Below are 16046 nucleotides of genomic sequence, written 5' to 3'. Positions count from 1 at the left end.
GGGTTCACACAACGAGCCGCATCAAGTAGCGCCACAGGTGATGCACAAACTGACGTACCGGGGTGGGACCCGGTCGGGCCTGCTTGGCGCGCCTTGCGTACTCCCCCACCGCTGGTCCTGCTCTGCCGCGGGCTTACCGCCCCAACGGCCGCGCCTGGTGAGTGCGCCGAGCCGGGCCGCAGGGGCCGATGCAGGGCCGCATGGTCACAAGATCGGCGGTAGTGCATGAGAAAGTTCCGGCCAACTAACTTGGCCGCCGACCGTGTGACAGCGCCTTTCCAACGCCCGGCAGCCGGGCACGGCCGGAGGGACCACCGGTGTGGAACTTGGCTGATTTCAGCGCGGATATCGAACACATTCGCGGGCAAGGCGTGCGGCGTCTGGAAGCGTGTGGGGCTCCGGCGGCCGTTGGTGCCGCTGTCGATTAACTTCCTGTGGGGGGAAGCTGATGGTTCCGCGTCTTTCCGGCACGTCTCCTCGACGTGCCCGTTTCCGAGCACACCACCCGCTGACAGCCGGCCTGGTCGTACTGGCCCTGGGCTCCTCAGCCCTGCCGGCCTTCGCGCTCCCTGCCGCCGGTCCGCTCCCTGGGCCCTCCGTGTGGGGTAAGAAGGCGGAGTCACTTGAGGTCCCTCCCGTACGGGTGGGAGAGAACAAGCCGGTCGCCAACAAGCCGGAAGCACAACCGTCCAAGGACCGCGCGGACTGGCGCGAGATGCAGCGGCGGCGCTCGCGCACCACCGACACAGCCAGCCGCCTCGGCGATGCGGCGTCGGCGAGGGATGCCACGGGCACGGCGACACCTCTCGTCTTCGTGCCAGAAGGACAAGGGGCGGTGCCTTGGCACCAGGTCTCCGACTTCCGGATCACGGACGCTCTGGTAGCCCGGATCGACTACTCGACCGGCAACCTCATGCTGGCCGCCACTGACTTCGAGATGGCGGGCGTCGGCCAGAAGCTCAGGCTCGCACGGACCTACAACTCCTTCGACGCGCCATGGGGGAAAGTCTCACAGCGCTGGTGGCAGGAGTACGAGCGCTACGCGCACGTGTTCACCAACGAGGTGGTCGTCTATGACACGACCGGGGACGCGGTGCGGTTCACGAAGAACAACGACGGCTCGTTCACGACTCCCTCGGGCTATTCAAAAGACCTGAAGAAGAACACGGACGGGACCTACACGCTGACCAACCGCAAGAGCGGGGTCAAGGACACCTACGACGCGAACGGCACCCTCACCCAGGTCACCGATCGCAACAACGGCTCCATCACTGTCACGCAGCACGACGAAGGCGGTGAGCAGAAGGGCTTCAAGCTCACCGAAACCCGCTCCGGCCGGTGGATCGACCTGCTCAAGACGGATGCCTCACAGTGGCAGGCCAAGGACCACACGGGCCGTACCGCCGTCTTCGACCTCAACGCGGCCGGGGACCTCGCGAAAACCACGGACACCGAGGGCAAGTCCACGGCCTTCGGTTACGACTCATCCAACCGCCTGGTGAAGATCACCACCCCTGAGGGGCGGGTCACGGTCTTCACCTACGACGACCAGAACCGTGTCACCTCCATGCTGCGCGCCACGGAGACCAACGCCTCCGGCCACACGGGCCCCACCTACACCTACGCCTACAGCGCGGCCAGCCCCTCGGACGCCGGTGCCACCACCGTCACCGACCCCGAGCGGCACTCCACGGCCTACGAGCACAACGCCAGAGGCGATGTCACCAAGACCACCGACGCCCTCAAGCACGAACGGTCCAAGTCGTTCGACGCGAACCACAACGTGGACACCGCCAGTGACGCGATGGGCGTCGGAGGCACGGGCGCCAACGTCACCGACTACGGCTGGGACACCCGCAACAACCTGACGTCGGCCAAACTACCGACCGGCGCGACGTCTTCGGCGGGCTACCAGACGATCGCGGGCACCGACGTTCCCAGGACGTCGACCAGCGCGGATAACGAGAAGACCGACTACACGTACGACACGGCGGGCAACACCAAGTCCGTCGCCGTCACGGGCACCGGCGGAGGCAATCAGAGCTTCGACTACAACCCCGCCTCTGCGGCCTGTGGCGGGTTCGAAGGCCAGCGCTGCAAAGTCACGACGAAGACGAGCGACACCGCATCGGTGTCGACATCCTTCCACTACGACGCGAAGGGCAACCTCGACCGCGTCACCCCGCCCGCGCCGCTGGGTGTCACCACCTACCGCTACGACGAGCTCGGCCGGCCCGTGTCAGCGCAGGACGGCCGCGGCGTCACCACCACGTACACCTACGACCACCGCGACCGCATCAAGAAGGTCGACAGCTCCAATTACTCCACCGTCACATACGAGTACGACGGAGACGGCAACCTCAAACAGCGTTCCGACGGCACCGGGGTCACCAAGTACGACTTCGACCCCCTCTCCCGCGAGACCGTCCGCACCCTGCAGAACGGCTCGCAGACCAAGCTCGCCTACACCCCCGCCGGCAACGTCGACTACTACCAGGACCCCTCGGGGATCACCGACTACACCTGGAACGAGGTCAACAAGCTCAAGGATCTGAAGGACCCGACCGGCAAGGTCACTACGTACGAGTACAACGAGAACGACTTCCGCAAGAAGACTCTTTACCCCGGCGGAACGGTACAAGAGGTCACCCCGGACAAATCCAGCCGTCCCGAGAAGATCAAGGCCACTTCCTCCAAGGGAACACTCGTCGATCTGTCGTACACGTACCTCAACGGGACGAAGGACGGCGGGAAGATCCGCACGAGCACCGATGCCGTCACCGGCATGAAGACGACCTACACCTACGACGCGGCCGGCCGCTTCTCCTACGCCAAGGAGGAGAAGGGCACGACCTTGAACTCCTCCTGGCAGTACTGCTACGACCTCGCCGGCAACCTCACCTCGCAGGGCGTGGACCCCGGCTGCCCGCGCGGCACGACGTACACCATCAACGACGCCCAGCAGATCACCGCCAAGAACGGTTCCTCCGCCAACTGGTCCTACGACAAGATCGGCAACGAAACAGCGGGCGCCTCCACACCGGAAGGCACCCGCACCGCCGAAAAGTGGACCGACCACTCCCAGCTCACCTCCCTCACGGTCGGCGGCAAGGTCTACGACGGCCAGTACGGCTCCACCGACCAGAGCGAACGCATAAAGCTCGGTGACACCTTCTTCCACAACGGACCGCTCGGCCTGTCGGCCAAGACCACAGCCGGCGTGGACATGGGATTCAACCGGGAGCCCGGGGGCACCTTGAACTCCATGACGACCGGGGGCAAGTCCTACTACTACCTGACCGACGCACTCGGCTCCGTCATCGCGCTCACCGACGAGACCGGCACCAAGGTCAACACCTACTCCTTCAGTCCCCGCGGCGTCCAGCGCGCGGCTACCTCCGAGAAGGTGTCCCAGCCCTACCGGTTCGCCGGCGGTTACCAGGACCCCACCGGCCTCTACCACTTCAAGGCCCGCTACTACGACCCCAACATCGGCCGCTTCACCCAGCCCGACCCTTCCGGCCAGGAGAAGAACCCCTACCTCTACTCGGAAGGTGACCCGGTCAACCGCATCGACCCCAACGGCCTCTACAGCCTGACGGACGCCGTGGACGACGCCAAGGAAGTCTCCGACGCAGTGTCCAGTGGACTGGAAGGCGACACAGACGCCCTCTGGGGCCAGGTCGCAGGCCTCGCCACCGGCATCGTCATCGAATCCGCGTGCCAGTTCGTCGCCGGTTTCGCGGGAGCACCAACGGCCGGCGCCGGAGCCGTCGCCGTCGAAGCGGGCTGCGCCTACGGAAGCGCAGCAGCCGGGGACTGGGTAGCCAATTCCGTGGAAAGCAGTCTCAAGTAGCACCGTGGAAGGAGGGGCGGCCGGCCCAGTGCCGGCCGCCCCGGTCCACAGGCATGACGTCAGTACGGAGGGATGAAGGACATGCAACGCATCATCGGCGGATACGGGTCACAGTCCGCCATCCGTAGAAACGCCTGGATCGTTGTCGCCGGCTCGGTCGTCCTCTACGCGCTGGCGGCCCTTCTCGCGACGAAGGGAGGCTGGCAAGCAGCCTTCCCGGTTCTTCTGGTCGCCGTGGTGGTCGATGCCGTATGCCTCGTGGTCTGGCTAGCGTTCCGCTCCCGACGAGCCTCATGACCGCATCTGCCCCGATGTGCCAAAACCGACGAAAGGACCGGACAGCATGTATTTGGCCGCACACCGTTGGACTCCCGGTGGCACGCTCGGCATCATCCTCTTCATCGCGGCGATCGCCTGCGTCGTCATCCCCATCGTCATCAACCGGAGGAAGCGACGATAGTCGTCCATGCAGAAGCCCGCGCAGTCGCTTCCTCAGTGGGGACACGAGGGGGCGGGGTTGATGGTCCACCTCGTTTACACCAACCAGCCCGACCGAAGGCCGGGCCCACCGGCGCTGGCCCTCGGATGCTCAGCGGATCACCTGGGAGATGCCGCCAACACCGGCAGCAGCCTCGAAGGCAGCCGCTCACCATGTGAAGACGCCGTTTTCGTCGACGAGCGCATCTGACTCCACGGACGCGCGCACTCGTGCCGCGCCCGATCCAGGAATCCAGGCCGATGTCCCTGTCTCAGCGGGTGCTGCTCCTGCTACTCGTCGTTGTGGTGCCTCGCTGTCGTCGGCAGTGCCGCCGTCGCGGTGCCTTTGGGGATCCTGATCAGCTCCACAGGGCTCTAGCCGCCGGTTTCACCGGGCGTGGGTTGCCTTGTGCAGGTGTTGGCGAAGTTGTGCACGCAGTTGCGGTTGCGGGGCGCTCGCGCCGAGCCGTCGCAGGAAGTCGGCGGCCTCCCAGGTGATCAGGCCGCCTTGGCGGGAGAGGTACAGGCCCACCTGGTCGATGCCGAACTGGTCGTCGTAATCCAGCAGGAGGTATCCGGCGAGCTGGTAGATCTCCTCGCGGCCCAGGCGGCGGGGGTCCTTGGTGGCTTTGCAGTCCAGCAGGAGGCCGTCGAGGATGTAGTCGGCGTCGGCGCCGCCGATGTCGCCGCTGCCGGTGAAGACCGGACCACACACCCGGGCGCTTTGCGGTAGGGCCCGGAAGACAGCGAACGGGCCGTCGGCGAGCTGCATCTGCTGATCGATGTCGGTCACGACGTACTCGGGGACAGCCGCGGTGAGGTCGTCCAGGGTCGTGGCGGGGGTGGCAGAGCCGAGCATGCTGAAGCGGCGGATCTCACCAGTGCGGGCGATGTCCTCGAAGAAGCCGGCAACGAAGCACAGCCGGATGAGCGTGTCCTCCTCCAGGCGGCCGGGATCGGCGAGGTGGGCGTCGACGGTGGCCAGCAGCTCACGACCCGCGGTGTGAAGGGCTTTGCGGGAGGTGCGCGCCGGTGCTCCGCGCAGCCGCCCGGTCTCGTCGAGGAGCATGACGCCGGCGACGACGGCCAGTCCGAGCCGGCCGCCGAGGCTGAGGCGGAGGCGGTAGTCGATGGCGTGCCCTAGGGCTGACCAGTTCGGGTACTGCACGTCGATCGGCTGGACCGGGTGCGGGAGGCCGGCGATGCGGGTCTGGTAGTCGCGGACCAGGTTCTGGCTGTAGGGCAGGTGGGCTGCCATGAACTGCGAGATCGGTGAGGAGTCGTATCTCAGCTGGCCGGTCAGACTCAGTTCGATCATTGGCCGCCCGGCTACCGTGCCGTCCCGGCCGGCGTCGGACGTGGTCTTTTCGTACTCGTCGATCCAGGCGATGCCCTCGGGGTCCAGCAGTTGACGGGCGCGGCTGACGGCGACGTAGATCAGTCGCGCCTCGCTCGCGTTCAGTGGGCGCTGCAGGCCGTGGTCGTCCACCGGCGGGGCCATGAATCCCTTGCCGATGCGTACTGAGGGCCACTCCCGTCCCTTCGCCTTGTGCGCGGTGGAAACGGTGACCTGCGCCTTGTCTTCCGGGGAGAGGCGGTCCACCGCTTCGATGATCTGGTCTGGCCCGTAGGTGTCGACCAGCTGCACGATCGCTTTGAGGTCCTGGCCTGCCTTGTCCTGCTCGGCGTACTCCTGCACCTCGCCCCAGGAGGAGAACAAGAACAGCTCCGGGTGGCTGGTGCGCTGCCCGACCTTGAGTTCCAGTGCGGCCTTGGCGATGCGCTGCAGCGCGCTGCCTCCGCCGGTCAGCGCCACCGGGATGCCGAGTCCCAGGTAGGACAGGACTTCGCTCATCGCGTCCACGTTGCCCCGGCACAGCACCGCCTCGGGCTGCGCCACCTTGCCAACTCGGGAGGCGGGGCCGTGGCCGGTCAGCTGCATCTCCGACTCGGCGTGTCCCAGCCACCGGTTGGCCACTTCGGCGATGGCCGGGCCGAAGCGGAAGGACTGGGTAAGGCGCAGCTGTTCGGCCGGGAAGCCGGTCATCACATCGCGGGCGTTGCGCCAGCCGTAGATCTGCTGGGCCGGGTCCCCGACACAGATTCTCTGGGCGTGCTGGGCGAGGAAGACTTCCTCCAGGACGGGGTTGGTGTCCTGCGCCTCGTCCAGAAGGACGAAGTCCGCGCCGAGCTGCGGGGAGGTCATCGCCCACAGCTTCATGTAGTGATCGTGCTCGAACCGCAGTCGGCCCGCGGGCGAGCAGATGTCCTCCCACGCACGGTGTGCGTAGGGCAGCAGGATACGGGCGAGGTAGTCCTGGCCGGGGCCGTCGAGGCCGTTGACCGGCTCCATGTGGCGTGCCATGACCTGCCGGTCAGTGGTGTAGCAGAACTTGCGGACCATGCCCATCACCAGGCGCGCGGCGTGGGTTGTCTTGATTTGGCGGGAGTTGACGTCGAGGTCGTGGGTGATGCCGAGCAGGCGGGCGGTGTGCTTGGCGGGGATCCGGGCCGAGGCGTCCAGGCGCTCGCGGTAGTGGTGGCCGACGGCGCGGAAGGCCAGGGAGTGCGCGGTGCGGCATTCCACATTGGACCCGAATCGCCCGCGGGCGTCATCGGCGATCGCCCGGTTGAAGGCCACGTACAGCCCGCGCTCGCGGGTCGCGGCGCCCATCAGGATGAGCGTGGACGTCTTGCCTGTGCCGGCACCCGCGACCAATGCCAAGTCCCGGCCGGAGGCAAATACCTCACGGGCAGCCTGCTGTTCCTTCGTCGGCTCCATGTCCTGGGGTTCCTCCCTGGGAAGCGCGGTTTCACGAACCGCAGCCCCAGAGATTCCCCACGCTGACGACCGTGAGTCAATGCAATCACACGTTCGGTGATCATTTTCGGACAGAGGTGGGTGTGTGCGTATGTGCTGTGAACCCGAGTTCGACCGCGCGTGTCGGGGCCAGTGCGGTGGCGAGGTCAGGTGCGGGGTTATCTCGGCCAGTCCGCGCCTGCTGGAACCGGGTAGTACGCGTTCTCCTCACCTACGACCGTGGCCTACCGGAGGGGAACGAGCAGGCCGAAGGCGACCGCCGCCCGGCGACACCCAGCCAACGCCGCGGCGAGTTCGACGCGCACATCCCTCCCCGGCTCGTAAGCGGCGGCCGCCGCGCGGACGGCCGCCTCGCGCAGTTCACAGCGGGCAAGGTCCGCTCCCCCCGGCAGGCCCGTGCAGGAGGCTGCGCCCTCAACCGCGTCCAGAAGCAGCGCGATCGTCTCCGGAGCGTACGGGTGGCGGCGTACGTACACGTCCAGCGTCCCCGGCACCCACGCGGCGAGCTGGGCGTGGATGGCCTCACACACGGCGCCGACCGCGTCGGCGGACGCCGACCGGACGGTGATGTCCTCCATGACGTCCGTGGTGGCCCCCACTACCGACAACGCCTCGGCACTCCCCTCAGCATCCGCCTCCGCACAGCTGATGACGCTTTTTGCGAAATCCCCATCCCGTGCGTGGGGAATGGACAGACCTGATCGCCGCGATTCCTCACCCACCCGTAGCCGTCGCGCACCGCGCCACGTGGTCCTGCCCGGTGCGGCACAATCGCGTTCGACTGGGCGGACACGATGGTGGGGGTGGGAAAGTGGGACTTTTTGGCTCGCGAAGCCGGCGTACGGGCATACCGAACGAGCCGGCACTACTGGCTGCGGCTGCTGAGAATCCCGGCGGAAGCGTCGCCGAGATCGACCCGTCGTACATCGACGACCCCAACGGCTACGTACCTCCCGAGGCGATCCGCGGCGCGTGGGTGGTGGACAGCAACGGGCAACTGACAGGCAAGTACCAGGAGAACCCCCGTCACGGGGTGCCACAGGACGACTTCAGCAAGCTCACCGATCCTGATCACTGGCTGGGCTGGCTCGGCGATGATCCGGCGGCCGCCGTCCGGAAGGGCATCGAAGGGTCATTGTGCGCCCAGGTGGCAGACGCAGTGGTCGAGTGGGTCAAGGTCCTTGAAGCGCCCCGGTTTCTGACGGCCGGGCGTCGACATGCTGAGGACGAGCAGGTCATGTTGGTCACCCGCGCGGCACTCGCCGCGCGGTTTGCGTTGTCCGTGCACTCAGCGCAGCACGGGCGTTCCGTCCTCCTTGGGGTGTTCTCCTGGGCGGCGGTGAACCTTTCACCGCCCGGATCACGAAAGGATCGGCACTGGCTTGACCTGGGCGTCGGGTTGGACTGGGCCGGCGAACGGCTTCAAGGGCGGCTCTACGGGATTGACGACGCAGACGGCACCGCCGAGCAGTAGATCGGTACGCCACTGCGGTACCTGCGGGGAGATGTGAGGCTGGGGGCTCATGACTGTAAGGGCAACCTCTCATAGCGCACTCTCGCCGACGGTCTCCTCCCGGAGGAGGAGACCGGTCCGGGACGCAGGTCCCGGACCAGGCGTGGACAGGACGGGGGTCCTCGTGCCCTCGAGTGATGTGCCGTACCAGGGCGGGTTCCTAGCCTCGGGGCATGCGATCACACGAAGCGGACGATACTCAAGGAGACCCCGTGGCCACTGTCAGCCCCGCCACACGCCGCGCCTTGGCCGTGAGCTTCACCCTCGCCGCCTGCCTCACGTCCTCCCCAGTCCTGGCCACGGCCGCCGAGACCCCCGCCCAGGACAGCTCCGGGGCCGGACTGGACAGGTATTACCGCCAGCACCTCGGCTGGGGCAGCTGCATCAAGGGCGCCGACGACACCACGGGCCGCGATCTGGACCAGGCGGGCGTGCAGTGCGCCGACGTGACCGTGCCCCTGGACTACGCCGACCCCCGGGGGCGCACGATCACCGTGGCGATCTCCCGGCTCAAGGCCACCGACACCCGCCATCGCATCGGCGCGATACTCCTCAACAACGGCGGTCCGGGCGGTCCCGCGCTCCAGTCTCCGCCGCAGGCCCGTGCGTCGATGAAGGAGGTCGGCGCGCGCTACGACATCGTCGGCTTCGACCCGCGCTTCATCGGGCGCAGCACCGCGCTGGACTGCGGCTTGCCCGTCGGCATGACCTGGCTGTCCGCCGGCACCGGCCGGGCGGGCTTCGACCGCCAGGTCGCCCTGCAGAAGAGCCTCGCCGACAAGTGCCGGGCCAAGGACGCCGAGGTGCTCCCGCACATCACCACCCGCAACACGGCCCGCGACATGGACGTCATCCGCGGCACGCTCGGCGAGCGGAAGATCTCCTTCCTGGGCTACTCGTACGGTACGTACTTGGGCACGGTCTACACGCAGATGTTCCCCGGCCGCCACGACCGGATGGTGCTGGACGGGGCGATCAACCCTAGCGACTACCGCCCCCGGCTGCTGAGGGGCACCGAGCGCGAGAACGAGAAGGCTCTGTCCGACTGGGCCGCCTGGGCCGCGGAGCACCACGACACCTACGGCCTCGGCCGCAGCCGCGCCGAGGTGCTCGTCGCCGTCGACCGCATCGTCGCGGCGGCCGCACGCGGTGCGCTGACCATCGGCGTCGGCGCCGATGCCTTCCGGATCGACGACAGCCAGGTGCCGCTCCTCCTCTTTTCGGGCATCGCGGACGACACCGCCCCGGCGCGGGCGTCGTTCGGCGAGCTGGTTTCCGCTCTGGCCAAAGCCGCGGAGGGCCGGCCGGCGACGGTGCCGCCGATGCTCGTCCCGGAGCTCCGGTACGTGCTGCGCGGTGAGGGCGAGCCCACCGGCGCGCAGTCCGCCGTCATCTGCGGGGACGTCGCCGCCGCGCGCGATCCCGAGCTCTACTGGCGGGACATCGAGCGAAACCGCATCGCGCACCCGCTTTTCGGCGCTCTGACCAACAACATCAACCCGTGCGCCTTCTGGGACTCGCCGCGCGAAGAGCCCACCCGGGTGCGGCGCGATGTCTCTGCACTGATCGTCGCCGCCACCGGGGACCCGCGTACGACGTACAAGGGAAGCGTCGAGCTGCACAAGCAGCTGCCGAGCTCCAGGCTGGTCACCCTCGAAGGTGCCAACCGGCACGCCCTCTTCGGGCGTTACGGCAACGTGTGCGTGGACGACCAGGTCAACCGGTACCTGGCCACCGGCAAGCTGCCGGCGAGGGACCGGACCTGCGTCAAGCAGGCGGGGTAGCGGCCCACGGTTCACGTTCCGAACGAGGAGTCCGGTCCGGGAACACGGGCTCGATGCGGGCCCACTGGGCGTCAGTCAGCGACACACATGAACCAACGATCAGATGATCCACAGGCAGGATGCCCGCGTGGCGTTCTTCGACTCCTATAGCCGCACCGAGGAGACCGAGGCCGGCGCGTGGCGGCGGCACGTGTACGAGGTGCGACACCTCGGCGCGCTGCCCCGAAACAAGCACCGAACAGGACCAACGCACCACGGCCCGCTGTCTGCCAACCACCTCCCCCTTCACGCTCCATGACAGTGAAATGTAGGTGGTCTGACCAGGCAAAATGCAGACCCGCCGGAAATACGCCTTCCCCCCAGGTTTCCCCCCGGTTGACCGGGGCGGACCAGGCACCGGGAAAGCGGCCGCATGATCGAACGCCGCCTACTGGGCACCGGACCCTGTCCCACCACACACGCCACCGAACCCCACGGCGGACGCCGAGCCCGACTCGCCGCAGAAGGCACCGACGCCAACGCGCCCGCCCAGGCCGCCACCGACAACCACCCGGCCGTCCCCGGCCGACGAACCCTCGACCCCAGCACCACCCCCGACCGCAACTGACCCCAGCACCACCCCCGACCGCAACTGACCCCAGCGCACACTGCGCGCCCGCACGCCCCGCTCCTCCCTCAGGCCAGAACCGGGTGGGCGGCCGCGCGCACCGCCGCGCACCGTCACCGGCAGCAGCCGGCACTCACCGAAAAACTCACCACCGGCCCGCCACTCACCAGAAAAGTCACCAGTGGCTTTGTAGCCGGGTGTCGAGGACGTCTGTTGTCCTGCCGTGGCAACACTCGCCTCATCCGGAATAGTGATGTCGTTGAATTCGGGGAACGCCTCGGTGCTTGCTTCGGGACCGTGGTTGTGCTCACCTGCGCAACGCAACGGACCTGGCGAGACCCACTCGATCCACAGCCCCACGCGGGATGGGCCGGAAAGGTCCTGGCTAGTCGTCGACGGCCCCCGGGGCCAGGGCCGGGGCCGGGAACGCGAAGCGGGCCTCGGCGCCTGACCACCAGACGCCGACGGCGAAGACGGCAGTGGCCTCCAGCAGGGCAGCGCGATCGAGCCCGCCGCAGGGCAGAGGCGTGCAGTCCATGGAGGTGATGATCTCCGCCACCCGCGTGGCGGCGCCTGGCTGGTCGGTGCAGAACGGGACCGCCAGCGGGGACCCTTCGAAGAGCGGCCGGTCCAGGGTCCAGATGCTCTCGTGGCACACCCCGAACGCCTTCACCACATGGGCGCCGGGGGCGGCTTCCGCGATGAGCCGGGCGACGGAGATGGCGCCGCCCGTGGTCAGGGCCGGGCCGTCCTCGCCCGGCGCCATGGGAACGGTGCAGTCGATCACCGTCCGCCCGGCGAGCAGGTGGGCCAGTTCCTTGGCCAGCTGCGGCGCGGCGCCCGCGGGCACGGCGAGGAGTACCACGTCGCCGTGGGCCACGGCCTCGGCGAGGCTGCCGTGCGCGGAGGCGCCGGTGAGCAGGGCGGTGCGGGAGGCGGCTTCGGTGTCCCGCCCGCCCACCCGAACGTCATGGCCAGCGCGTACCCAGGCCGCGCCGAGGGCCGTGGACATCGCCCCTGTACCAAGAATGCCGATGCGCATGTGCTGCTCCTGTCGTCCGTGTCGCGAGACGTGCGAGGTGTGACGGAAAGGACGCTAGGCGCGCCGATGCACACCACGTGGTGTGCATCGGGCCGGGCAGGATGATCGCGTGAGCGACACGGCGGCACAGGCAGACGAACGAGGCATGGGCGAGGACCTGGGCGGCGGCGAGTACGCCGCGGACTGCCAGGCGAGGGTGGCCTTCGAAGTCCTGTCGAACCGCTGGGACAGCGTGATCGTGTACATCCTCGGCGAGAGCGGGCCCATGAGGCCACGCGCGTTGATCACACGCATCGGCGGGATCAGCCCCAAGGTCCTCAACGAAGCCCTGCGCCGCCTTGAGTACAACGGTCTGGTCGCACGCCAGGCGTACGCCGAGGCCCCGCCACGCGTCGACTACTCCCTCACCGAGGCGGGCGTCGCACTGCTGGGCCCGATCCGTGCGATGGGCGCGTGGGCGGGACGCTACACAGAAGCCGTCCTGGCGGCCCAAGCCCGCTTCGCACCCCGAGAAGACCGCCCGTACGGGAGCTAACCAGGACGTCTTACTACCCCTGACTTGGCCGACGAGCCGGCACTGGAGGCCGCCGTCGCGCGACACCCGCAGGACTCTGTTCCCGTTTCTCGCCACCATTTCCCCAAGAGCTCGTAACAGGATCATGAGTCGCGCTTGTTGACGCGTCGTCAGCATATGAGGCTGCAGGCGAGGGAGACGAACGCGTCGTAGTGCTCGGTGCGGCGTTCCCATTGGACGGCGAGTCGTGCGGCGCGTGGCCGGTTTCGTTACTGCCTTCTTCCTGTACGGCATCGGGATGACCGATTCTGGCCGGATAGCAGACCTGGGCTGTGTGAGGAGAATTGCATGAGTGGAGCGCGGAACCGGGGACATGCAAACGTCGCTGCCAATGGCCGGCAGCCATCGGAAATGCCCGCCCCAGAGGGTATGACTGCGTTCGACGACATCTACGATCAGCCGGATCCCCGGGCCTATTTCCAGGCATTGGGCCCGCTGGAATACCAGACCCCGCATCACGGGCAGAGCGTCTTTCGGCGGGTGCTCGCGGCCCGCGGGCGGACGGCCCGCGCGGCAGAACCGGTCACCGTGATGGACATCTGCTGCTCGTACGGCATCAACGCCGCCCTCCTCAACCACGACGTGACGCTGGACGACCTCTATGCCCACTACACGTCGCCGCACGCCACCGCCCTCACCACAGCCGAACTGATCGAATGGGACCGCAGCTACTACGCGGCGCGTCGGCGCCCAAACCCGGCTCGCGTGATCGGACTCGACATGGCGGCGAACGCCATCTCCTACGCACGCGAAGTCGGACTGATCGAGGCAGGCTTCGCCGAGAACCTCGAAACCGCGCCTCCCTCTCCACCTCTGCGCCGCGCCGCGCGGCAGACCCGTCTGATCACGATCACCGGAGGGTCGTCCTTCCTGTCACCCCGCACCTTCCAACCGGTCCTGGCCTGTGCCCAGGACCCCGTGTGGGTCGCGGCCTTCGTGCTGCGCACCGCCTCATACACGTCCATCGCCGCATGCCTGGAGTCATTCGGCCTGGTCACCGAGAAGGCCACCGCGCACCCGTTCCGACAACGACGTTTCACGGGCACGGATGAGCAGCAATACGCCGTCCACGCGGTCACCGCGGCCGGCGAAGACCCGTACGGGAAGGAGACCGACGGCTACTTCCACACCGTGCTGCACTTGTCGCGCCCTGCTGAAGACGTAACGGCATTTCCACTCGCTGACCTGATGCCAAGCCCGTGATTCCAGCCCTTCCACGCACTGACCCGGACCGAAGCTGATTGGTGACCTGCTGCCGGTTCCAGACCGCGTCCTGCTGGGCGCGGATCGGGACGGCGACCGCTTGGGCCAGGTCGGTGTCGGCGGGCAGAGGGTGATGCACTGGCGCATCGATGCGGATGTGTTCGCCACGGCCGAGGCGTCGCCCGGTCCGGCTTCTTGCGGCTGAGGGTCGATGGCCACTGGGACCGGTGTCTCGGCGGTGTCGCCGGCTCAGCCGGAAGGTCCAGCAGCAGGTGGTAGCCGTCCAGATCGTCGCTGGTCCGGCACTGGGCCAGGAGCTTGCCGGTGTCGTCGAAGCGTGGGGCCGATGTCTACGGCGTCCCGGCGAAGGCTCCCGCGCGGGCGGCTGCCGTTGCCGCTCCGGCCGCCTGCCGGGCCGCGGCTTCGTCCAGGGGAGCGTCCGTGGTCAGCAGCCGGTAGTACAGCGGGGCTGACACGGCCCGCACCACCTCGGCAGCGTCGGTGCCCTCCGGCACCTCCCCCCGCGCGATGGCGTCCTGGACGCAGTGCGCCCATTCCGCGACCCGGATCTCGTAGAAGCGGTGCAGGGCCTCGGCCGTCCGGGCGTCGCCTGTGGCGGCGGCGATGACGGCCTTGAACAGGGGGCCTTGGCGCGGGTCGGACAGGGTGCGTCGGACGAGCTCGGCGTTGGCCAGCAGGTCCTGCTCGAGCGAGCCGGTGTCGGCGCGCGGGAGCGACTGTTCGGCCATGTCGGTCAGCAGGTCGGCGACCAGGCCGGTCACGGTGCCCCAGCGCCGGTACACGGTGGTCTTGCCGACCTCGGCCCGCCGGGCGACCTCGGCGAGGTCCAGCGCGTGGAAACCCTGCTCGGCCAGCATGTCGCCGGCTGCCTGCAGGACGGCGGCCCGTACTCGGGCCGTCCGGCCCCCGGGGCGGACGGTCCCCGGCTCGACGGACCCGTCCCCCGAGCCGTCTGCGGGTGTCGGGGCATCACTTGGAAGCATCATAACGGGTCCCTGGTTCCATTAGCGACGATCAACTGTTACGTTGAGACCATCTTAACGGGTCTACGGTTCCATTACTGCAGAAGGAGTCCGTCATGGAGTACAAGCAGCTCGGTTCGTCCGGCCTCAGGGTTTCCGTCCTCGGCTTCGGCGCCGGCACCTTCGGTGGCCGCGGCCCCGTCTTCGGCGCCTGGGGCAGCACGGATGCGCAGGAGGCGCGCCGGCTCGTCGACATCTGCCTCGACGCCGGCATCACGCTCTTCGACACCGCGGACGTCTACTCGGCGGGGGCCTCGGAGGAGGTCCTGGGCCGGGCCGTGAAGGGCCGGCGCGACCAGGTAATCCTCTCCACCAAGGCGGGGCTGCCCACCGGCGACGGCCCCGGCGAGTACGGCACCTCCCGCTCCCGCCTGATCGGCGCGGTCGAGGACGCCCTGCGCCGGCTCGACACCGACCGCATCGACCTCTTCCAGCTCCACGGCTTCGACGCCGCCACCCCCGTCGAGGAGGTGCTGTCCACCCTCGACCAGCTCGTCCGCTCCGGCAAGGTCCGCTACGTCGGGGTCTCCAACTTCGCGGGCTGGCAGCTGATGAAGTCCCTGTCCGTCGCCGACCGCAACGGCTACCCCCGCTACGCGGCCCACCAGGTCTACTACTCCCTCATCGGACGCGACTACGAGTGGGAGCTGATGCCCCTTGCCCGTGACCAGGGCGTCGGCGCGGTGGTCTGGAGCCCGCTGGGCTGGGGCCGCCTCACCGGAAAGCTGCGCCGCGGCCGCCCTCTGCCCGCCAGAAGCCGACTGCACCAGAGCGCCGACTACGGCCCGCCGGTGGAGGACGGCCACCTGTACGACGTGGTCGACGCCCTCGAGGACGTCGCGCAGGACACCGGCCGGACCATCCCCCAGGTGGCCATCAACTGGCTGCTGCGCCGCCCGACCGTCTCCACCGTCCTCGTCGGCGCCCGCGACGAGCAGCAACTGCGGCAGAACATCGGTGCCGTCGGATGGGAGCTGACCACCGAACAGATGGCCCGCCTCGACGCCGCCAGCCACCGCCCGGCGCCCTACCCGTACTTCCCCTACGAACGCCAGGAAGGCTTCGCCCGCCTCAACCCTCCCATGACGAGCCTCAGCCCTCAGGCCTGACGCTCGCCCACACCCGC

General features: G+C 68.3%; 11 protein-coding genes and 2 pseudogenes. 8 read left to right on the top strand and 5 right to left on the bottom strand.

What is annotated here, in order from left to right; translation table 11 throughout:
* Positions 1–835: 835 nt before the first annotated feature.
* Positions 836–3856 (top strand): RHS repeat-associated core domain-containing protein, encoded by a 3021-nt coding sequence (locus OHA81_RS34330; RefSeq protein WP_329203314.1) that lies wholly within the window; start codon positions 836–838, stop codon positions 3854–3856.
* An 81-nt stretch (positions 3857–3937) separates the two neighbouring features.
* Positions 3938–4153: a hypothetical protein gene (locus OHA81_RS34325; RefSeq protein WP_329203312.1), complete on the top strand. Its 216-nt coding sequence runs from the start codon at positions 3938–3940 to the stop codon at positions 4151–4153.
* A 568-nt stretch (positions 4154–4721) separates the two neighbouring features.
* Here OHA81_RS34325 and OHA81_RS34320 read toward each other — a convergent pair.
* Positions 4722–7115, bottom strand: a complete 2394-nt coding sequence (locus OHA81_RS34320; RefSeq protein ID WP_329203310.1) for a UvrD-helicase domain-containing protein — start codon at positions 7113–7115, stop codon at positions 4722–4724.
* Between the two features lie 263 nt (positions 7116–7378).
* Entirely contained in the window at positions 7379–7753 is a 375-nt protein-coding gene (locus OHA81_RS34315; RefSeq protein ID WP_329203308.1) for a hypothetical protein, read from the bottom strand.
* Between the two features lie 212 nt (positions 7754–7965).
* On the opposite strand from OHA81_RS34315, the gene OHA81_RS34310 reads away from it, so the two are divergent.
* The 3 genes from OHA81_RS34310 (at position 7966) to OHA81_RS34300 (ending at position 11058) form a co-directional block, all read left to right on the top strand.
* Positions 7966–8628 carry a hypothetical protein gene (locus OHA81_RS34310; RefSeq protein ID WP_329203306.1) on the top strand — a complete coding sequence of 221 codons (663 nt, stop codon included), beginning with the start codon at positions 7966–7968 and terminating at the stop codon, positions 8626–8628.
* Positions 8629–8879: 251 nt separating this feature from the next.
* Complete coding sequence (locus tag OHA81_RS34305) at positions 8880–10451, top strand: alpha/beta hydrolase (RefSeq protein WP_329203304.1); 1572 nt, start codon at positions 8880–8882, stop codon at positions 10449–10451.
* A gap of 412 nt (positions 10452–10863) precedes the next feature.
* Complete coding sequence (locus tag OHA81_RS34300; protein WP_329203302.1) at positions 10864–11058, top strand: hypothetical protein; 195 nt, start codon at positions 10864–10866, stop codon at positions 11056–11058.
* A 385-nt stretch (positions 11059–11443) separates the two neighbouring features.
* On the opposite strand, the pseudogene OHA81_RS34295 reads toward OHA81_RS34300, so the two are convergent.
* Positions 11444–12103 (bottom strand): annotated as a pseudogene (locus OHA81_RS34295) (NADPH-dependent F420 reductase); the annotation flags it as partial.
* Between the two features lie 142 nt (positions 12104–12245).
* On the opposite strand from OHA81_RS34295, the gene OHA81_RS34290 reads away from it, so the two are divergent.
* Both OHA81_RS34290 and OHA81_RS34285 read left to right on the top strand, forming a co-directional pair.
* Positions 12246–12635: a winged helix-turn-helix transcriptional regulator gene (locus OHA81_RS34290; RefSeq protein WP_329203398.1), complete on the top strand. Its 390-nt coding sequence runs from the start codon at positions 12246–12248 to the stop codon at positions 12633–12635.
* Between the two features lie 408 nt (positions 12636–13043).
* On the top strand, positions 13044–13877 hold the full coding sequence (locus OHA81_RS34285) for a hypothetical protein (RefSeq protein WP_329203298.1): 834 nt from the start codon (positions 13044–13046) through the stop codon (positions 13875–13877).
* A gap of 25 nt (positions 13878–13902) precedes the next feature.
* Here the strand turns inward: OHA81_RS34285 and OHA81_RS34765 are convergent.
* Together OHA81_RS34765 and OHA81_RS34280 are read right to left on the bottom strand one after the other, a co-directional pair.
* Positions 13903–14209 (bottom strand): annotated as a pseudogene (locus OHA81_RS34765) (IS110 family transposase); the annotation flags it as partial.
* An 18-nt stretch (positions 14210–14227) separates the two neighbouring features.
* On the bottom strand, positions 14228–14884 hold the full coding sequence (locus OHA81_RS34280) for a TetR/AcrR family transcriptional regulator (protein WP_329203296.1): 657 nt from the start codon (positions 14882–14884) through the stop codon (positions 14228–14230).
* A gap of 92 nt (positions 14885–14976) precedes the next feature.
* Between OHA81_RS34280 and OHA81_RS34275 the strand changes: the two genes are divergently transcribed.
* A complete protein-coding gene (locus tag OHA81_RS34275; RefSeq protein ID WP_329203294.1) occupies positions 14977–16029 on the top strand; it encodes an aldo/keto reductase in 1053 nt (350 codons plus the stop codon).
* The last annotated feature ends 17 nt before the right edge of the window (positions 16030–16046 follow it).

Source organism: Streptomyces sp. NBC_00667, from assembly GCF_036226825.1.
Lineage (GTDB): Bacteria > Actinomycetota > Actinomycetes > Streptomycetales > Streptomycetaceae > Streptomyces.
This window is presented reverse-complemented; position numbering and strand designations above follow the sequence as displayed.